General features: G+C 35.0%; 15 protein-coding genes and 2 pseudogenes. 9 read left to right on the forward strand and 8 right to left on the reverse strand.

Annotation, left to right across the window (positions count from 1 at the left end; translation table 11 throughout):
* The first annotated feature begins 2 nt into the window (after nt 1–2).
* The 9 genes and pseudogenes from J2W48_RS07665 (at nt 3) to J2W48_RS07705 (ending at nt 11,042) form a co-directional block, all read left to right on the forward strand.
* Complete coding sequence (locus J2W48_RS07665; RefSeq protein WP_310280023.1) at nt 3–6,296, forward strand: FG-GAP-like repeat-containing protein; 6,294 nt, start codon at nt 3–5, stop codon at nt 6,294–6,296.
* A gap of 7 nt (nt 6,297–6,303) precedes the next feature.
* Nucleotides 6,304–7,293 (forward strand): hypothetical protein, encoded by a 990-nt coding sequence (locus J2W48_RS07670; RefSeq protein WP_310280025.1) that lies wholly within the window; start codon nt 6,304–6,306, stop codon nt 7,291–7,293.
* 404 nt (nt 7,294–7,697) lie between these two features.
* A pseudogene (locus tag J2W48_RS07675) lies at nt 7,698–7,778 on the forward strand (hypothetical protein); the annotation flags it as partial.
* Nucleotides 7,779–7,970: 192 nt separating this feature from the next.
* A complete protein-coding gene (locus J2W48_RS07680; RefSeq protein ID WP_310280027.1) occupies nt 7,971–8,624 on the forward strand; it encodes a hypothetical protein in 654 nt (217 codons plus the stop codon).
* Nucleotides 8,605–8,997 (forward strand): hypothetical protein, encoded by a 393-nt coding sequence (locus tag J2W48_RS07685; protein WP_310280029.1) that lies wholly within the window; start codon nt 8,605–8,607, stop codon nt 8,995–8,997. Before J2W48_RS07680 ends, J2W48_RS07685 begins: the two co-directional genes overlap by 20 nt.
* Complete coding sequence (locus J2W48_RS07690) at nt 8,984–9,403, forward strand: hypothetical protein (protein WP_310280031.1); 420 nt, start codon at nt 8,984–8,986, stop codon at nt 9,401–9,403. Before J2W48_RS07685 ends, J2W48_RS07690 begins: the two co-directional genes overlap by 14 nt.
* 249 nt (nt 9,404–9,652) lie before the next feature.
* A complete protein-coding gene (locus J2W48_RS07695) occupies nt 9,653–10,387 on the forward strand; it encodes an RHS repeat-associated core domain-containing protein (RefSeq protein ID WP_310280033.1) in 735 nt (244 codons plus the stop codon).
* Nucleotides 10,388–10,438: 51 nt separating this feature from the next.
* Nucleotides 10,439–10,630 carry a hypothetical protein gene (locus J2W48_RS07700; protein ID WP_310280034.1) on the forward strand — a complete coding sequence of 64 codons (192 nt, stop codon included), beginning with the start codon at nt 10,439–10,441 and terminating at the stop codon, nt 10,628–10,630.
* A 4-nt stretch (nt 10,631–10,634) separates the two neighbouring features.
* A complete protein-coding gene (locus tag J2W48_RS07705) occupies nt 10,635–11,042 on the forward strand; it encodes a hypothetical protein (RefSeq protein WP_310280036.1) in 408 nt (135 codons plus the stop codon).
* A gap of 611 nt (nt 11,043–11,653) precedes the next feature.
* On the opposite strand, the gene J2W48_RS07710 is transcribed toward J2W48_RS07705, so the two are convergent.
* The 8 genes and pseudogenes from J2W48_RS07710 to J2W48_RS07745 all read right to left on the reverse strand — a co-directional run bounded on the left by J2W48_RS07710 (nt 11,654) and on the right by J2W48_RS07745 (nt 20,276).
* The gene (locus tag J2W48_RS07710; RefSeq protein ID WP_310280038.1) at nt 11,654–12,403 is read right to left on the reverse strand and encodes a tetratricopeptide repeat protein; all 750 of its coding nucleotides are present in this window, start codon (nt 12,401–12,403) and stop codon (nt 11,654–11,656) included.
* Nucleotides 12,404–12,457: 54 nt separating this feature from the next.
* On the reverse strand, nt 12,458–14,200 hold the full coding sequence (locus J2W48_RS07715) for a BatD family protein (protein ID WP_310280040.1): 1,743 nt from the start codon (nt 14,198–14,200) through the stop codon (nt 12,458–12,460).
* A gap of 109 nt (nt 14,201–14,309) precedes the next feature.
* Entirely contained in the window at nt 14,310–15,092 is a 783-nt protein-coding gene (locus tag J2W48_RS07720) for a tetratricopeptide repeat protein (protein ID WP_310280042.1), read from the reverse strand.
* A gap of 38 nt (nt 15,093–15,130) precedes the next feature.
* A complete protein-coding gene (locus tag J2W48_RS07725) occupies nt 15,131–16,165 on the reverse strand; it encodes a vWA domain-containing protein (protein WP_310280043.1) in 1,035 nt (344 codons plus the stop codon).
* 73 nt (nt 16,166–16,238) lie between these two features.
* Entirely contained in the window at nt 16,239–17,240 is a 1,002-nt protein-coding gene (locus J2W48_RS07730; RefSeq protein WP_310280045.1) for a vWA domain-containing protein, read from the reverse strand.
* Entirely contained in the window at nt 17,240–18,874 is a 1,635-nt protein-coding gene (locus tag J2W48_RS07735) for a hypothetical protein (protein WP_310280048.1), read from the reverse strand. The genes J2W48_RS07730 and J2W48_RS07735 overlap by 1 nt, the downstream gene beginning before the upstream one ends.
* Nucleotides 18,875–18,989: 115 nt before the next feature.
* Nucleotides 18,990–19,214 (reverse strand): annotated as a pseudogene (locus tag J2W48_RS07740) (four helix bundle protein); the annotation flags it as partial.
* 198 nt (nt 19,215–19,412) lie between these two features.
* Entirely contained in the window at nt 19,413–20,276 is an 864-nt protein-coding gene (locus tag J2W48_RS07745; protein ID WP_310280051.1) for a DUF58 domain-containing protein, read from the reverse strand.
* Nucleotides 20,277–20,279 lie beyond the last annotated feature (3 nt).

Consider the following 20,279-nt stretch of genomic DNA (forward strand, 5'->3'; position numbering starts at 1 on the left):
AAATGAAGCAATTTTACTATATTTTTTTTCTATTAGGATTCAGTTTCTATATAAATGCTCAAACCCCTACTGGTAATTCTGCAGAAGTGGGTATTACCGAAGGACAATTGTCTGTTTCTCTTTCAGGAGCAGCTTCTTATAATATTCCTATTATGGTTCCTCCAGGAATTAATGGAACTGTTCCTCAGGTCAGTTTAGTTTACAGCAGCCAGGGAGCTAATGGACTGGCAGGTTATGGGTGGAATATTGCAGGTCTTTCAGCAATTAGAAGAATTCCATCAACCAAGTTTCATGATGGCGAGATTGATGCAGTAGATCTTGATAATTTGGATCGCTTTGCTTTAGACGGACAACGATTAATTTTGACATCAGGAACATCTGGTGCAGATGGTTCTACATATGTAACCGAAAATTTTTCAAATGTTAAAATTTCTATAATGCCTAATTTTTCAGGATATCCTGCGGGATCCTTCTTTGTAACATACCCCGATGGTTCGAAAGCAGTGTATAGTACCCGCTCAGGTACTACCTGGGGGATCACTTATTGGGAAGACCCTCAGGGAGTTCGCATAAGCTATACCTACAACGATACCAATAATAGTTTGAGTATTGCCAGCATTAATTACGGATCACTTGGTACCACAACCCCTATTAACAAAATACAATTTAATTATAATACTGCTAACCAGCCTCAAGAATCTTACGAAGCAGGCTATAGGATTTTACAAGATAAAATTTTAAATAATATAACTGTTACCAGTAATAATATTGGTTTTAGAAGTTATCAATTGGCTTACAATACAAATTCTGTAGGTTATCAACGATTAACAAGTATAACCGAAAAAAGTGGTGATAATACCAAAAGTTATAATCCTACTGTTTTTAGTTATGAAGATACCCCAGATTCTATTTCGTATGCTGGTAATAACACCAGTTTAAACCTTGGAAGCGATGGTTCATCTTATCAGACTGTCTCTGGAGATTTCAGTGATGATGAAAAAATGGAATTTATAGTCTATCCTACCACAGGGACAGGCAGTAAAGCAAAATATTGGTTATTTTCGAATGTTAGTTCTGGCGGTTACACAAGTATAAGTAATGAACAAAATGTAGGAGCCTTTGAAACTATTTTTCCTACTACCTGGTTGAGTTCGGGGAATCACTTAATGCCCAAACAGGGATGGACGATTGCTAAAAAGACGGATACTAATTATACCTTTACAATTTATTCTTTTAGTGGTTCACAGACTATTCTTACCCAATATAACAGAGTGGTGAATTTTCCAATTAGTTGCTCTAATAAAATTATTCCAAAAATGATCCTTCCTGGTGATTTTAATGGGGATGGACTTACCGATGTGATGGCTATTGATAATGGATGCAGCTCAAAAAAAGTCTATTTTGTTGATTTAAAAAGAGACAATACTTCTAATTTTTTAACCTATTCGGGTGAATTATCAGCTACAATAATAACCGGTACGAAAGTTGAAGTGGCAGATGTAAACGGAGACGGAAAATCAGATATTATGGTGTTTGAAGTAGGAAAAGTAAGCTGCTATGCCCTAAATAATACCAATCAATTGGTTTTATTATGGTATTATTCAGATACAAATATTTTGAAAAACTCTATGGAAACCATTGTCTTAGGAGATTATAATGGTGATGGCAAAATGGATTTTATTATTCCCAGTGCAACTAATTCTACCACATGGTATAAATATTCTTCAACAGGAATTGGTTTTATAAAAACGACACAAACTTATGCGGGAATTCCGTTTTTAACGAATCAACCTGGAAATATATACCGTTATTTTGCTTCTGATTATAACAAAGACGGAAAAGCCGATCTAATACTAAATAATATCTTCCGCAACTCTGCTAATACTTTGGGGACTTTAACTATTAGCTGTTATAAAAATATTGGTGGAATATTTAGCAGTAGTTATTCAGTATCTTCAACAAGTACACAACAAGCAGACATAAACCTCAGTATACTACCTATTTACACTTTTGCTGATAAAGCAATTGCACCAAAAGACAAACCCTATAATTCAACATTGGAAATTGCTTTTTTAAGTAATAGTAAAATTTTCTATTTTAATTCTACTAAGGATAACACTAAGGATCAATTATTAAAATCCATTAGAACAGGAAATGGAGTAATGAAGTCCATCACTTACAGACCATTGAATGCTAGTAGTTTTGGGACTTATGGACCGATATATAATAGCTCTCTTTCTGAGAGTTATCCTAATTCAAATATGGAGTCGGCTTCAAGTATGCAGGTCGTTTCTATGTTAGAAAATCAAAGTGCCGCCGGTTATAAAAAACAAGTGTATTCTTATTATGATGGCGTTTCAAATGTAGAAGGTCTGGGATTCTTAGGTTTTAAAGCCACCGCCAGAACCAATTGGTTTAATAATAACAATGATATCATATCAACGGTCTCTAAATTTGACCCCAATCTCCGCGGTGCCAATACCGAGAGTTTTACCGTATTAGGATATTACGCCGCAAGTGCTGCTGCTGCTCCAGGCAATTTTATTAGTAAAACAAAATCCGGTTACGCCAGTGCTTTAAGTCCTGCTAAAGTGTTTAATCTCAAAACGACTTCCTCACAGCAATACAATGGTTTAGAGAATACCAGTACTGAGACCTCTTCTATTGTATATGATGATTATAATAATCCTACCCAATCAACAATATTGGTTAAAGAAGGAGGAACAACCAAACAAACTACAATAAACAATGTGACTTATGCCGCTCCTACGAATTTTCCTAATGTTGTAGGCAGGCCTGTAAATAAAACCCAAAGTGTAACAGTATCAGGAGATACGATGACTTCTGAAGAGCAATACGCTTATAATACAGCTGGTTTATTGACCCAGATAAAAAAGAAAGGACATAATACCAATTTTATTACCGAAGATAATGTATATGACACTTTTGGTAACATTACCAAAAAAACCATTACAGCTACAGGGTTGACTCCTAGAGTGACTAGTTATGTGTATGATACTTCAGGACGATTTTTAACCCAAAGTACCAATGTTGAAGGATTAAAAACAGAATTTAACTACAATACAAATGGAACTTTAAAATTCGAAAATAAGCAAACCGAATTGAATTCCTGGAGCAATGCCATCAAAACGAGTTATGAGTATGATCCCTGGTTCAAGAAAACAAAAATTACCGATTATTTGGGTAAAAGCAATACGTACAGCTATACCAGAAGTAACGAGAAATCAAAAATAACAGTAACCGGAGATGACGGCAGCTATAGCGAAGAACTCTATGATGATGTAGGACGAAAAATAACCGCTAGTGCAAAAGATCTCAACGGGAATATCTCCAGTGTATCTTATCTATACGATATTTATGACAGAAATTATAGAGTAAGCGAACCGTATTCCGGCGGTAGTCCTACACAGTGGAACGAAATCAAATACGATGCCTACGGAAGGCCAACCCAAAATATCAGCTTTACCGGTAAAACCACTACTATCAGTTATTCCGGATTGACCACTACGGTAAGTGAGGGTGCTAAAACCAAAGTTACAACCAGAAATGCCATAGGAAATGTGGTAAGTATAACCGATACTCCCGGAGGAACGATTACTTATACTTATTTTGCCAATGGTAATCTCAAATCATCCAATTATGATGGAACAGCCACAACCATTGAGCAGGACGGCTGGGGCAGGAAAACCAAACTGACAGATCCGTCATCGGGAACCTATACCTACACCTACAATGATTTTGGAGAAGTTTTAACGGAAACCTCGCCAAACGGTACTACAAGCTACACGCTTGATGCGGTAGGGAAATTAACCCAAAAAACCATAACAGGCACCAATACCAATAGTACGACGACGTATACCTATAATAGTACCACCAAATTACCAACATCAAGTACTTTTGTAAATGCCTCAGATAACAATGCAACTACAACCACAGCCTATACGTATGACGCTACTAAAAGACTGGTGTCATCTGTTGAAACCACACCTTATGCCACTTTTACCAAACAATTGACCTATGATGCTTTTGGCAGGGTGAATACCGAAACTTCTACAGCCGGTGCGGCTGGAAAAACAAGTAGTAAAACCATCCAGTATACCTATAAAAATGGTTCCCATTGGCAGCTAAAAGATAATACAAGCCAGCAAGTATTATGGCAAACCAATTTAACCAATGCCAGGGGTCAATTGCTCATAGCAGAATTGGGCAATGGCATTGTTATAAATAATACTTACGATTCTTTTGGTTTTGCTACACAATTCAAACATGACAAAACGGGTAGTAACTTTACAAATGTAATGACACTCAATACTGTGTTTGACCCACAAAAAGGGAATTTGAGCAGTCGTACCAACAGTTTGTTTAATCATACTGAAAATTTTGAATATGATAATCAGGACCGATTAACCACTATCATTACAGCAAGCCCTTTTCTTCACGAAACCGATAAGGATAACAATATTACGGGTTATGAAACCGAAGGAGGAGCAACTACATCATATTCAGGGGGAGCACTCGTGACACAAGCAACAGCTGCAGGGGCTACCCTAAAAAAGACGCTGTTGACGGGAGCTGCAATTGGTGATAAAATCAGTATAAACTTAACGGCTTATAGAGTAGGAGGCTCTGATACCTTTAAGATATACATCCAAGAAGTTGGAGCAGGCTCGGCTCTTTACTTCAAAAAAGAACTCGCATCAGGGACAAACACATTTGAACATACCGTAACGCAATACGGAACGATAATCCTTAGGATTGTAAAAGTAAACACCACTGCAAACAATGTCTTTGTTACAACCGCCCTTACCGTCAGTAAAATCTCTCAAACTGCCCAGGCTTATGATGATCGTGGCAGGATTACCCAAAATGAGTTGGGAACCTACAATTACACCAATACCAACAAGGCGTATCAAAACACCTCGGTAACAGTAACGCCGGAAGCGTTAACGTATTATCAGGCCAAGCCCCTGCAAACCATAAGCTACAACGCTTTTAAAAGCCCGGTTGAAATAACGGAGCAAAACGGTCCAGACCGAATAAGCTTTACTTACAATGACAACAATAACCGCAGCACCATGTTTTATGGTAATACCAACACCGACAAAACCTTGCGCCTTAACCGCAAGTACTACTCTGCCGATGGCAGCATGGAGATAAAAGTAAATATCCAAACCGGAGTAGCCGAGTTTGTTACTTACATTGGCGGCAATGGTTACACTGCTCCTATAGTCTTAAAAAGCAACGGAAGCACTCAAAATTACTTATATTTACACAGGGATTACCAAGGCAGTATTTTAGCTATTACAGATGCAGCAGGTGCAGTTGTAGAAAAACGCCTTTTTGATGCCTGGGGTGCGATTATAAAAGTACAAAACGGAGCAGGTACTATCTTAAACGGTCTTACAGTATTGGATAGAGGCTATACAGGACACGAACACTTGCAAAGCGTAGGACTTATACACATGAACGGGCGTTTGTATGACCCTAAGTTGCATCGTTTCTTACAAACGGATAATTATGTGCAGGATCCAACTAATACCCAGAACTATAATAGTTATGGCTATGTGCTGAACAACCCTTTGAAGTATACAGACCCAAGCGGCTGGCTTACGCAAGAGGAGGAAAAACTAGAAGCACAAAGGGCCGCAGAGCGGCTAGGAGAAATGAGTAGATCAATGGCCGACTGGTATGCACAGAATCCAGACACTGGTGCTGATGGTTCATCTCCAGGTTTTTTTGGCAGGCTGTTTAGGGTTATTGGAAGTGCTTTAGGTATTACTACGCCAGGGAATGTAACGATTTTTAGTTTACCTGCTACTACAAGTTCTCCAGACGGTAATTTACCTATACATCAACAATTAAACCGAGAGGTTGGATGTACACAAGAAGTAATGGAGTCCATAATAGAATACAAATATGGTACAGTACTTAATTTAGACAAAAGTAGTGGAGCCGATTTTAGGGAATTATCAAAAACGGATGCTTTAAGTAGTTTTAATTTAGATGTTAGTGAAGTTCGTAATAATGCTTTCAGAATTGGAGCTGAAATGAGAGATGGAAATCCATCAGCAATAACCTATGATGATAATGGCACAATGCACACTGTTGGCATAAATACGATAACCGTTACAGCAAGACTAAATTCTCAGGGTGAAATTGTTAGATACCAAACTTCTATTCAAGTAATGAATCCTCAAAATAGCACTTATCAACCATTATCTATGTCTGATTTTAATGCCTCAAGTACAACTATAAGAACCATAAAATTTAACTGATAATAAAATGAAGAGAAATATAATTATACTTTTTTTAGGTGTCCTTCCATACATAGCTTTTGGGCAAACTACGTTTTCAAAAGATATTCATACCTATATAAAAAATGAAAGAGACTATAATAAAAAATCCAATCAGGTTGTTAAAGATGTTTTAAAAAACAATAATGAACGATTTGGTGTAGATTATCCTTTTTATACATTTAAAACAATACCTACTTTTAAGATTGATAAAAAGTATTTAACTAATGATGTAGATAGTTTGATGTTAAACCTTAAAATTGATAAGAACATCTTATTGGACGAAATACTAATTATAAATAAGCCCAGTAGAAATTTTAGTAATCTAGTTGGGTTTACATTTTGCGATTCGGATATTTTAGATTTCTATTTGTTCGATGATGACCCAGAAAAGTTTAAAAAAATGGAAAAAGTAGTTGAACAATTTATTTTTCCAAATACGTATGATTTAGTTTTTAAAATTGAAAACTATCCACAGTTTTGGTTCTTTTTAAAAGATAATCAAGTTAGTCTTTATTCATTTATCGATGAAATGTTGTATGCAGACAAAAAAGAAATAGAAGTATATCTAAAAAATAATCCGCCAATTCTCAATGTTAAACATAGTCATAAGCCAAAACCATGTCATAATGAGATAAAAATTATAAATCAATCAAACAAAATAATAACTACTGTTGAGACATATTTTAACAAACCTGAAGTTGATTTTGAAATACTGCCAGAAATTCGTATTTCCGATTCAAAAAACACACTAACTAAAAATAATACAACACGAGTTTATGCTTACGAAAGTTGTTTTGAAAATTTCATAAAACCATTAGATAAAGGATTCATAACAATTTATATTTTAGATGCGCAAATTCTAAAAACAAAAGGTTGGGATTATATAAAAGATAATAAATTATTTCTAAAACGCTATGATTTAAAATTAAAAGAATTAAATAATATGAATTGGACAATTATTTTTGATGGAAAATAATAGTTAGTAACCGATGGCCAGATCAATGGTTCCTGACAGAATATACATAAGTATAGGTTATAATGCTAATCCATATATGGGCACATCTACGGATTTTTCTTTAAATTGGATTACTAGAGGTAATGACCCCCGCTGCCGCACGAATCCTTTCGTGTGGCTCGTGATAATAGAACTAAATTTTTTATTTTAGAAAGTCTACATAAAGCAGAGGTAAAGTGAGATTACCAAGGCAGTATTCTGGCTATTACGGATGCCACGGAAGCAGTGCTGGAAAAACGTCTTTTTGATGCCTGGAGTGCGATTATAAAAGTACAAAACGGAGCACGTACTATCTTAACGGTCTTACAATATTGGATAGAGGTTACACCGGTCACGAGCATTTACAGAGTGTAGGACTCATACACATGAACGGTCGTTTGTATGACCCTAAGCTGCATCGTTTTTTACAAACGGATAATTATGTACAGGATCCAGCTAATACCCAGAACTATAATCGTTATGGCTATGTGCTGAACAACCCATTGAAGTACACAGACCCAAGTGGCTGGACTGCGGAATCTGATAAAGCACTAAGGGACGAAGAAGAGCGATTAAAAAGAGAATATGGTCTAGCGTATGCTCAATGGTATGGACAGTAGTTAGGCATTGGTGCAGATGGGATAACCACCCAGCAATGGATGAATTTGGGAGGCGAGGGAGTAAATTCTCAGATGTATAATAGTTATGTTAATCAAAATCAAGGCGAGTATAATGCTGGATTGGATAATGTGATGCAGGAGTTAAGGAAATCTAAAACAATTGTTGCAGGTATTTATGGAGCAGGAGGCGAAGAAGCAAGTGGCAATCCAGATTTAAAAAGACTAGTTAATAAACTAGGAGGAACAATGTTTACAAGCACACTTGGTTGTGGTGATTATGATATCCTTCAATATTTAGAAGGAGGATATAATGCAGGGAAAGAAATTATAATTTATGGTCATAGCCGTGGTGGTGCAGCCGCTGTAAGAATAGCTAATACACTTGGTGCAATGCATATAAATATTGCTGAAATTAATCTTTATGACCCAGTTGGTTTTTATGGAGGTGGCGATTTTGTATTTGAATATCCTAATGTAATGAAAGTAAATAATTACTACCAAAGAAATCCAACAGACTATGGGCCTTCTGCTAGATACGGGGAATTACCAGACAATCCATTTCAAGGCAGTCCCGTAAGCGGTAATTTTCAATGGCCAGTAATTAACAATGTAAATTTAACGGGACAATATTATAGCCCTGGAGTATTAATGAATCACATAAACATAACAAGATATGCAATTAAACATCCTTAAAGAAAAAATAGTAATATGTATCTCTATAATGTTTCTTTTAATTTTAAGTTGTAATAAAAAGAATGATTTAGAAAACCAAATTACTATAAAAATAAATTCAATTGATAGTAAAACCAAACAGCCTAGAATTAATATGTTTGATCATGTAGTAGTTAGGAAAGAGGGAATTGGGTACTTAATGAAGACTTTTGATAAAGTTGGAGAATATATAACAGATTCTACTGGTTCGGTTAAAATTAAAATTGACTCCACTAAAATATATGATATTTCAGTGACAGGGTTAAATGTACTAGGTGGAGATATGTATTATCCAGGACATTTAAAAGACGGCCAAGAGGTAAATATAGAAGTTGTTTCTCTTGAAAATAGATGAATACTGTGGTAATATGCAATCAGACATCCTTAAAACAAAGAGAGTAGTTAGTATTTTTATAATGTTTCTTTTAATTTCAAGTTGTAATAAAAAGAATGATTTAGAAAACCAAATTACTATAAAAATAAATTCAATTGATAGTAAGAGCAAACAACGCAGAGTTAATTTGTTTGATACTGTAGAAGTTAGGAAAGAAAGATCTGGATACTTAATGAAGACTTTTCCTGTAGAAAAAATATATATAATGGATTCTATGGGTTCTGTTAAAATTAAAATTGATAGTACTAAACTTTACAAAATATTTGTTTTGGGATTTAAAGCATTTGGACCAGAAATGTATTATCCGGGACATTTAAAAGATGGTCAAGAAGTAAATATAGAAGTTATACCTCTTGAAAACAGGTAAAAACCGTCGATGGCCAGATTAATGGTTCCTGACAGAATATACATAAGTTTAGGATATAATGCTAATCCATATGTAGGCACATCTACCCCACGCTGCCGCACGAATCCTTTCACCCAGCTGCCGCACGAATCCTTTCGTGTGGCTCGTGATAATAGAACTAAATTTTTTATTTTAGAAAGTCTACATAAAGCAGAGGTAAAGTGAGATTACCAAGGCAGTATTCTGGCTATTACGGATGCCACGGAAGCAGTGCTGGAAAAACGTCTTTTTGATGCCTGGAGTGCGATTATAAAAGTACAAAACGGAGCACGTACTATCTTAAACGGTCTTACAATATTGGATAGAGGTTATACAGGACACGAGCATTTACAGAGTGCAGGACTCATACATATGAACGGACGTTTGTACGACCCTAAATTGCATCGTTTCCTGCAAACGGATAATTATGTGCAGGATCCGGGTAATACGCAAAACTATAACAGGTATGGGTATGTGCTGAACAACCCATTGAAATATACAGATACTAGTGGTTGGCTTACGGAAGAGCAAAAACGGGAAGAACAACTAAGAGCACAAAGGGCCGCAGAACAGCAAGGAGAAACAAGTAGATCGATGACCGACTGGTATGCAGAGAATCCAGGTTCACCTAGTTGGTTTGGCAGGCTGTTTGGGGCTATTGGAAAGGCTTTAGGTATTACCACTGAACCTACGATGCAGGAAATAGTATTAGATGAAGTAGTAGTTTACGGAAAAAAAAGGTCTTCCACTTCTGAATCGTCTAATGCCGCAGGACAAGGGGATGGATTTAACTGGGGTATCCCCATTGGTGCGGCAGGTACATCAATTTCTGCAGGAACAGAGTATGCTGATAATCTGATTAGAACTTCCTTTAAAACTGGACGAAATCCTGTTTCATGGAGCAAATTAACACCTAAGCAGCAAGCTTGGAGAACTACCAAAGTATTAGGTAAGAATGCTAAGTAGGTCAAGTATGCTAAAGTAGCCGGAGTAGTTGGAACTGGAATTAGTGTAGGAATGGCAATGAATGATATTGTTCAGGAAGAAGGAACTACAATCGACTATTTGGATGTTGGAGTCGGTACAGCTTCTATTGGGGCAGTAATATTCTTAGCTTCAAATCCTGTAGGATGGGCCATTGGTGCTGGTACTGCGCTTTATTTTGCTGGTCGACTAGTTTATGATATTTATGAAGAAGTAAACGATTAATAAAATGAATATATACTATGCTCTTTGGGCTGATGCCATTAATTATGAAAGAATAAGAAATGGTGGTGCTGGGCACTGGAAACCTTTTACTTTTAGTTATATGTCATTACTGCTTTCATTCAATATTGCGACATTATTAAGTGCAATTTTATTTTTTACTGGCTATAATATTGCAGATAAGATTGAGCAATTAGTGACATTTCCTAACAGCAAATTATTAACTAATTTCTCTTGGGCAATTGTAACGTTATTTATTCCCAGCATGATAATTACTTATTTTACTGTCTTTTATAAGAAAAAGTATGAACACATATTGAGTAAGTATAAATTTAGAAATGGGAAATTATTGTTAATCTATTTTCTCTCGACTGTAATCTTAATGTTTGGATTTAGCTTATTAAATAAGAAATAAAAAAACCTGACCACTCGGAGTGTGCTGTGAATGAATAACGACTGCGAGCTGTATAAAAGATGGTAGTAGGTCTACCGCAATCGTTGTGCAAGCGAGGGTTGCAAACCGCCTCTCGGTGCTGGAACAGTAACCCAGCTTTCGAAGTGTTCTTTAAAAATCGGGATTGCTCTGCGAGTGCCGCTCTACGAAGAGTTCAATAAAAGATAAATATTATTAAAACTAGGGGCGTGCTGTGCGAATGTCCCCGACTTCGCACCCATTCCAATAACATTATGAGTGCAACAAACAAGAGTCTTAAAAATAATTGAATAAAGGTTGGAACGGATAAATTATGTGCGGGACCTGTATAATATCAAAACTATAACAGGTATGGGTATGTACTGAATAAATCCAGCAGATATCAGGGAATCCTAACATTAAATATGACTCTGCAATAAGTAATTATGAAGCAGCCATGGCTTTTAGGAGTTTAGTCCTAATATAATTTTTAAACTACGATTCAATCAAATCAAAGAACAAATTGTTTTTTGGATTAATAATTGTTCAACTTCTCTACCCAAAATAACTCCTTATTTTTGTGGAAATTAAAAGCAACTCTTTTTAAAGAAATACTATTTAACTTCTTTAATTGCCGAAGCATCAATCCAGCCTTCAGTGCCATCAGTCAATTCAATTTTTTTCCAGCTTCCTAAAGATTGAATAACATACACTTTTGCACCTTCATGTAAGAGTAGGATAGAAGATCCTGCTTTTTGAGGTTCACTGCGGACTTCGCTTATTTCTGCAAAAACGATAGCCGGTCTGTCATTATCAAATTGATTTTTTTCAGAAATTCCTGCTGAAACAGTTATTAGCAATGCAAAAAGAAGTATAAACATCACAATGAAATAGATTCTTTTTGAAAGTGTGAGTTGGGAGAAATAGTATCCAATAAAACTTAATAAAAAAGCAAAAGCAATTCCCACTGAAATCAAAGCCCATGTATTGTAATGAAAGACAGAAGTAAAATTGTGAAGTAATTTTGCAAAACCAACTTTTGGTACTTCCTTGATTTCATCAATTGTCAGTTTCTTTGCAAACTTTAAATTATTCAGTGTTTCCGTATCATTTGGGTTTAAAACCAACGCTTTTTCATAATTATAAATAGACGGAGCTACCTTATTGAGTTTGTAATAGCAGTTTCCTAAATTGAAATATAATTCTGCCGAATGTTGCTTATTGTCTTTAATTACACTTTCATAACTCAGGATGGCTTCCTGATATTGCCCCTTTTGATACAATGCATTGCCTTTCTCGAAGCCGTTTTGGGCAAGAAAAACCTGTGAGATTAATAGAAAGAGATAGACTACTATATTTTTCATTTTATTAGTGTGTATTGAAAATAAAACTGATATGCTCTGCGGCAAAATTTTATATTAAACAATTTGTTTTTCTAATTCTGAAATAATCAAAACAGCCTTATCATAATCCTGTTGAATTGAGGCACTTGATGCCGGAGCATAACGCGCGAATTCACAGTTTTCAGTTAAACTGATGAAATTCTGAACCGATTCAGGATTAGCATTTCTGGATAATAACAATTCACGAATATTATCCTTGCTCATTTCTGAAGTTTCAATATGCAGTTTGGCTTTCAGGAAATTGTGCATTGCTTTTTCCAGTGCAATATAAAATGGTTCTTTGTTGTTAAGCTGTTTTTTGGCTTCAGATAAATATTTTTTAGCCAGCTTATTGTTCATTTTAATTCGGTTTCCGGTTACATCACTGTCAATGGCTTCTTTCTTCTTCTTAGCAATGACAATAATCGGTAAAATCACGAAAGGCAGCAGTAATAATCCATAGTACAAATCTGAACCATAAAAATCATTTTTAGCTATAGGAACTAAAGTGGTTTTTGATTTTATATATTTAAATTGTTCTGTTTTTTCAATAATATTTTTGGATGTATTAGATGCCACAGCTTCAGGACTTGGTCCGTCTAAAACGTCTATCATAATTTCCGGTGAAGTTATTGTTTTATAAGAACCCGAATTAAGATCAAAATAAGAAAACTGCATAGGTTTTATGGCATATTTTCCTTTGTATTGAGGTATAATCGTATACTTATCTGAAATTTTCCCGGACATTCCTGCAAGAGAAGTAGTTACCTTTTCATCATGAACAGGGTCATACATTTCTAAGGCATTAGGGACAACCGGTTTTGGTAATGTAAATAATTTCATATTACCAGTTCCGGAAGCACTCACAATTAAATCAAGGCTTTCCCCATTTTTTAAAGTTGTCTTCGAAGGAGTAACACTAAAGTCAAATTTACCCACGGCACCACCAAATCCTAATGGTTTTGTTGCTTCAGGAAGTGCTCTTACATATATCGTTTTGGCTCCTGCAGAGACTACCTTATTCCCTTCATTCAAAATCATTTGACCAAACATATCACGTCGATTTGTTGGTAATTGTACGCCGATATCTAATGAAAGGGGTTCAATTGTAAGTTTTCCGGCTTTTTGAGGATATAAAATGGTTTTCTTAAGCACAACAAAGTAACATCTTTCGCCTTTAAAAGTTCCTTCTTCAATGGCTAATTGCTTGATATCAATATTTTGATTCCAAAAATCATTATACTTGGGTTTCTCCAGTTCCTTAAACCCAGTTACGCCAATATTATTGAAGTATAGTTTATAAACTACCGTAATGGGCTGATTTAAGTAAGGGTCTGTTTTTGAAATTTCGGCAACAAGAGTCAGTGTTTCATCACCGTTACCTGGCTGTCTGTCATTTGGATCCCTTTCCTCTGCAACTGCATTGGTAACGACAATTTTTATTGGCGATGTTTTATAAGTCTGGCCATTATATTCAATAGCAGCCTGTTTAATAACGATTGTTCCTTTTTGGCTTGGTTGTAAGATATAAGAATATATTTTTTGAAAAGAGCTTCTTCCGTTAACCCAGGACTGGCTAACTTGCTGGCTTGGACCGCCTACAATTCTAAATCCATCAAAAGAAGGCTGAACAAAATTATCCCCATCAACATTCATCATGAAGTCAATACGAAGTCTTTCGTTGAGTCCAAGTGTATTTTTGCTTACTCTGGCTTCAAACTGAACCTGAGCCATAAGCCCCTGAAAACTTAATAGTAATAGAATTAAATATTTTTTCATTACTTGTTTAATCGTTGTTTGTTTAACTGTTAAATCGTATAATCTATTTTTATCTTAATGAATGTCACTTAATGAGTAAATAAGCGGTTACACGATTAATTCAAAAACTCTACCAGTCTTTTTCTGTTTTTTTAGGTGTTCCTTTTACTTTTTGAGCGTTAACCTTATCCTGAATTTTCTTTTCTTCGTTATTTACGGCGTCTAATAAATTCTGGACACGGTCTTTTGATATTCCACCCGGCATAGGTTTTGGCTCTCCGTTATTATCTGATTTGTCATCTTTCTTCGGGTCGCTTTTACCCTCTTTTTTATCCTTGTCCTTGTCACCTTTATCGTTTTTCTTCTGGTCGTCTTTACCGTCTTTTTTATCTTTATTGTCGCCGTCTTTTTTCTGATCGTCTTTTTTGTCGTTCTTTTTATCCTTATCCTTATCCTTATCTTTGTTTTTATCGTCGTTTTTAGGAGGATTTTCTTTTAATTTTTGTTTGGCCAAAGCATAATTATAACGGGTTTCATCGTCATCTGGATTATTTCGAAGAGCATTTTTATAAGCCTCAACAGCCTGCGTATACTCTTTTTCTTTCATAAAAACATTCCCCAAATTATGAAAAGCTTTATGTTTTTCTGATTTGGTTTTAGCATTTTTTATGGCTTTTGCATAAGATAATTTTGCCTCAGAAATCTGATTTTGCTTATAGATTGTATTTCCCAAATTATAAGAAGCGGTAGCTTTTTTCGGAAATTTTGATTGCGAAATTCTGTAATTTGCTTCAGCATCAACAAATTTATTCTGTTTATACTCCTCATTGGCATCAGGTAATGTTTTATCCTTTTCTTGTGCCGAAATCGCCAAAGAAGCCGTTAGTAAAATATAAAGAAGTAAATTTTTCATTCTGTTTTTTATTTTATTGTTTCAGATTATCGAAACAATTATTTCTTTTCGTTAAATAAATTCAACTCTTTGATCCAGTTTGTTTTTCGTTCCAAAAGGAATATATCCAGAAACAAAAGAAAAAAGGCGAAGCCAAGGAACCATTGAAATTGAGATTGAAATTCAGCCATTTGCGTTGCTTCAAATTCTGTTTTCTGAATATTGTTCAGCGCATTTTTTACGTATTCCAGGACTTCTTTTGTATTTCCGCCATACACATAACCGCCTTTTGTAGCTTTTGCAATAGCTTTTAAACCTTCCTGATTTAGTTTTGTGATGACAGTTTCACCATTATTGTCTTTTTGATAGCTTTTAACCACACCATTTTCTTTAAGCGGAATGGTTCCTCCTTTTTCCGTTCCGATGCCAATTGTGATGATTTTCATTCCAATTTTGTTGGCTTCTTCAGCTGCAACAGAAGCTCCTTCAGAATGATCTTCCCCATCAGAAATCAAAATCAATAACTTGCTTGTCTTGCTCTTTTCGTCAAAATAAGTTGATGATAGTCTGATAGCTTCGTCCAGCGAAGTTCCCTGTGATGAAACCATATCAGGATTCATGCTTTGCAAAAACATTTTGGCCACGCTGTAATCCGTGGTAATGGGTAAAACTGGAAAAGCACTGCCTGCGTAGGCTACAATTCCAATTCTGTCACTTCCTAATTGGTTAATGATTTGAGATACCAATTGTTTGCTTTTTTCCAGACGACTTGGAGCAATGTCTTCTGCCAGCATACTTTTTGAAACGTCAACAGCAAAAACAATATCAATCCCTTCGCGTTTCACGGTTTCCATTTTGGTTCCCATCTTAGGATTTACTAATCCTATAACCAAGCAGGCAAGAGCCAAAAGAAATACCACTAATTTTAATACAGGTTTAAAAACAGAACGTTCCGGGCTCAGTCTTTTTACCATTTCCAAATCACCAAATTCCCGTTGTTTTTTTCTCTTCCAATACATGTTGAACAGAAAAACACAAACCAAAATTGGTATGAGCAGTAATAGATATAAATATTTTTTTTCGTCTAATTCCATTTTTAAATTCTAGTTTTCAGTTTTCAGTGGCAGTTTTCAGTTGGTAACTGAAAACTGAGACTGGACTAAAATATTATATAAAGCTTCTGTAAACTGTATTTCGTAGTCCTGTTTCCAACAATAATAAAAGTCCTGACAGTAACACAAAAAACCTGTATTTTTCGTCGTAATCATAGAATTTTAATTCCTGTATTTCTGTGGTTTCTAATTTATTAATCGAATTATAAATTTCGGCTAATTTATCATTACTGGTTGCCCTGAAATAAGTTCCATCCGTTTTACGGGCAATGCTTTTCATGAGCTGTTCATCAATTTCTACTTTTTGCATTTTGTAAAGGAAACCTCCATTTGGCGCATAAGCATATGGGAATTCGGCCATTCCATTTGTTCCAATTCCTACGGTATACACTTTTATGCCATACTGTTTTGCGATATCGGCAGCTGTTTCGGGTTCAATAAATCCGGCATTATTTACACCATCGGTAAGTAAAATAATAACCCTGCTTTTTGCTTTACTGTCTTTAAGTCTGTTTACAGCTGTCGCCAATCCCATTCCAATTCCGGTACCGTCTTTCAGGACATTGTCATATTTTATTCCTTTTATGGCTTCTAAAATTATGGCTTTATCGCTTGTTACGGGGGTCTTTGTATACGCTTCCGAGGCATATAAAACCAATCCGATTCTGTCATTAGGTCTTTCGCTTACAAAATCTCCCGCTACTCTTTTTAAAGCTTCCATACGGTTGGGCTTTAAATCTTTTGCCAGCATACTTCCGGAAACGTCTATTGCCATTACAATATCAATTCCTTTTGTGGTTTTAGTCTGGTTACTGATGTCAACTGTTCGTGGTCTTGCCAGAGCAATAATTAAGGAACACAATGCAATAATCCTGAAAATATACAAGCAAGGTTTTAATTTTGTTAAAAGGGACTCTGAATTTTTAAAGCCCTGTGTTGAGCTTATTTTTAAAGTAGCCGATTGTTGATTGCGTTTCCAGAAAAACCAGGCAATTGCAATTGGAATTAGTAAAAATAACCAAAAAAATTCCGGATTTAAAAAAGTTAATTTTCTCATTAGTTACTGGCCTTTTTAAGTTCAACAGAATTTAAAATTCTATCCGAAATATCATTAGCATACGTATCTCCTTCTTCATGAAATATAGCAATTTGCTGTAAGCCGCCTTCTTGTTTAAACATCAGTACTTCATAATAAAGCTTCGTGCTTGATTTTAGGTTTTCATTGATAAAAGTAAATGTACCATAGCCTTTTATACCAGTAATGCCTTCTTTAGTTTCAAAATCTTCTTGTTTGGTAATCATATTTTTTGCCCCCTGAGCTTCGATTATTTTTAAATTGCCTTCTAGCGCTTTTGATAAATCAATTTCTGTTGGATTTTTAAATTTAGCAGTAGAAACTGTAATGTAAAATTTATCAACTAAGCTTCCATAGCCAAAAAGCTGCATTTCCTTAATTAAAGCCATTGCTTCTTTAGGCAATACTTTTTGTGTGTCAAGTCGTTTTAAAACTTTTGGTGTTTCAACCAAAATTCCAGGATTTCCATATTCACTTTTTATCCATTCTCCTTCCAGTAATTCTTTGGTTGGATGCCCGATAAGATTGTCTTTAACATATTTGAACCCTTTGGTCACAATAAAGAAAGAGGTTGTTGCAGCCAATAAAAAAACAACTGTTCCTACTGCAATTGCGATACGTTTGTTGCGTTTTTTCTGTAATTGAATTTTAATTTGTTTCTGCTTTTGGGCTTCATTCAGCAACTGATCTTCTTCTTCAGCCGGAACTTCAGTAGGGATAGCATTGTCAAGCGTTAAAATTACTTTCTGAATTTTATTCCTGTCCTCTGTAATTTCGAATTCTAATGGTTTCGATTTTGCAAATTTTACCAAATCCGCCTGACGTAAAACACGTTCTAAATTTTCGACTGTTTCAGGTGTCAGAGTCATTTTCTTTTTGGCAGAAGCTGTTTTAATTCCCTGAATCAATTCAGAAGTAGTGCTTTCCATTGCCGGAATCTGAATGGCTTCTTCAATATAATTTCTAGCGATATCCGTTAATTCACTGTAATATTCTTTTACTTCACCTTTTTGCCAAAGCTCTTTTTTCTCTAAGTTATTTAATAAACTTGTTGCTTTTTCGATAGGTGTTTTATAAACTTCTTCCTCAATTTTTTTCTGTTGGCGTTTTTTTACAAACCAATATACAAAAGCACCAATTCCCAAAATGATTACTAAAGCCAAAACATATTTCCACCAGTCTCCAATACCACTTTCGACAGTGGTAATATCTTTGATGTCATACATTTTTTGCTGCAGCGTGTCTACTTTTATGCTGGCAACCTCAACACGGATCGAGTCTGATAAAAAAGGTTTTTTATCAATCAAAATTTTAATACTTGGAATGGTATATTTTCCTGTATCAAATTGAGTTAAACCATATTTTTTGATCAATTCATAAGTGTCATTTTTCTTTACGGTATCAACTGGGTACGATTCAATAACCTCTAACGCACCAATGGTTTTTAGTTTTGGGAAAACAACTTTCGATTTGGAATCCACTATTGTTTTAAGCGTTAACTTAAACTCGGCTCCAATTTTATTTTTTGTGGTATCAATACTGGTTTCAATCTGCTTTTGTTGTGCAAAAACAGTTGATGTCAGTAAAAATAAAAATATGTAAAATTTTAATTTCATTATGATTAACGATTGAAGATGATTGATTGACGATAGAAGATTAACGATTTTTGATTTCAGATTTTTATCTGAAAATATATAGAGACGTTTATTTTCCAATTTTAATCCTTCATTCTTATGAATTGTTTTTTGATGTTTTTATACTTGAAACAAAGATTGAAATTAATTCATTGACTTCTATTTTTGCTTTTGACAGATTTTTTAAATCCGTTGTTAAATTTGCTTTTCCAATTATTTTTAAGCAAACAAAAGTTTCTCTTAATTCTTTTAAGCAAAGTCTCATTTTATTATTAATGAAATCTTTTTTGCTCTCAACACTTTGAGCTTCTCCATAATTTAAAGCTGGTGAAGCGCCTTAAAGAATTATTTGACCTGATAAATGAGTTCCTGCATAATTTTTCTCAAAATTGCTTGCTACAATTATTATAGTTGCAGCAAAATCGATCAATCTGTCTTCTAATTCTTGTTTGGTCATAGTAATCTATTATATTGTATTCAAATCTGAAATCAAAAATCGTTAATCACTAATCAAAAATTTTTATCTCGATTTGAAATAGCCCAACAATTTGGTTACATAATTTTCATCAACTCTTGTATTTACGACTCCGGCACCTGATTTACTAAAGATATCCTTGAAATAATTGACTCTTTCCTGATAGTGTTTTCCGTAATTCATTCGCACTGATTTTGAACTGGTGTCAACCAATTGAATTTTTCCGGTTTCGGCATCAAGCATGGTTACCATTCCTAAATTTGGGATTTTTTCTTCGCGGATATCATAGACACGAACGCCAGTAATATCATGCTTTTTAGCAGCAATTTTCAAAGTCTGCTCATAATTTTCAGACATGAAATCCGAAATTACAAAAACGATGGCTTTCTTTTTTTGTGTTCCTGAAAGAAACTTCAAGGCCTGTGCAATATCAGTTTTTTGGCTTTTGGGTTCAAATTCTATTAGTTCACGAATAATTCTCAGGACATGCGAACGACCTTTTTTGGGCGGAATATAGAGTTCTACATTATCAGAAAACAATATTAAACCAATCTTGTCATTATTTTGTGTAGCCGAAAAAGCCATCGTTGCCGCGATTTCGGTTACGATGTCTTTTTTAAACTGATTTTTTGAACCAAAACCTTCTGAACCAGAAATATCCACCATTAACATCATGGTCAGTTCGCGTTCTTCTTCAAAAACTTTTACGTGAGCTTCGTTGTAACGTGCGGTAACATTCCAGTCGATGTTACGAATATCATCGCCATATTGGTATTGACGCACTTCGCTAAACGTCATCCCGCGCCCTTTAAATGAAGAATGGTACTCACCCGAAAAGATATGATTGCTCAGTCTCTTGGTTTTGATTTCTATTTTTCGTACTTTTTTTAAAAGCTCTTTTGTATCCATTTG

Source organism: Flavobacterium piscis, assembly GCF_031457575.1.
Lineage (GTDB): Bacteria > Bacteroidota > Bacteroidia > Flavobacteriales > Flavobacteriaceae > Flavobacterium > Flavobacterium piscis_A.

Coding starts and splice junctions, on each gene's coding strand:
- J2W48_RS07665 (WP_310280023.1), top strand. CDS start 3: ATGAAGCAATTTTACTATATTTTTTTTCTATTAGGATTCAGTTTCTAT.
- J2W48_RS07745 (WP_310280051.1), bottom strand. CDS start 20,276: ATGGATACAAAAGAGCTTTTAAAAAAAGTACGAAAAATAGAAATCAAA.
- J2W48_RS07700 (WP_310280034.1), top strand. CDS start 10,439: ATGGCAATGAATGATATTGTTCAGGAAGAAGGAACTACAATCGACTAT.
- J2W48_RS07720 (WP_310280042.1), bottom strand. CDS start 15,092: ATGAAAAATTTACTTCTTTATATTTTACTAACGGCTTCTTTGGCGATT.
- J2W48_RS07705 (WP_310280036.1), top strand. CDS start 10,635: ATGAATATATACTATGCTCTTTGGGCTGATGCCATTAATTATGAAAGA.
- J2W48_RS07685 (WP_310280029.1), top strand. CDS start 8,605: ATGCAATTAAACATCCTTAAAGAAAAAATAGTAATATGTATCTCTATA.
- J2W48_RS07725 (WP_310280043.1), bottom strand. CDS start 16,165: ATGGAATTAGACGAAAAAAAATATTTATATCTATTACTGCTCATACCA.
- J2W48_RS07735 (WP_310280048.1), bottom strand. CDS start 18,874: ATGAAATTAAAATTTTACATATTTTTATTTTTACTGACATCAACTGTT.
- J2W48_RS07670 (WP_310280025.1), top strand. CDS start 6,304: ATGAAGAGAAATATAATTATACTTTTTTTAGGTGTCCTTCCATACATA.
- J2W48_RS07715 (WP_310280040.1), bottom strand. CDS start 14,200: ATGAAAAAATATTTAATTCTATTACTATTAAGTTTTCAGGGGCTTATG.
- J2W48_RS07680 (WP_310280027.1), top strand. CDS start 7,971: ATGAATTTGGGAGGCGAGGGAGTAAATTCTCAGATGTATAATAGTTAT.
- J2W48_RS07730 (WP_310280045.1), bottom strand. CDS start 17,240: ATGAGAAAATTAACTTTTTTAAATCCGGAATTTTTTTGGTTATTTTTA.
- J2W48_RS07710 (WP_310280038.1), bottom strand. CDS start 12,403: ATGAAAAATATAGTAGTCTATCTCTTTCTATTAATCTCACAGGTTTTT.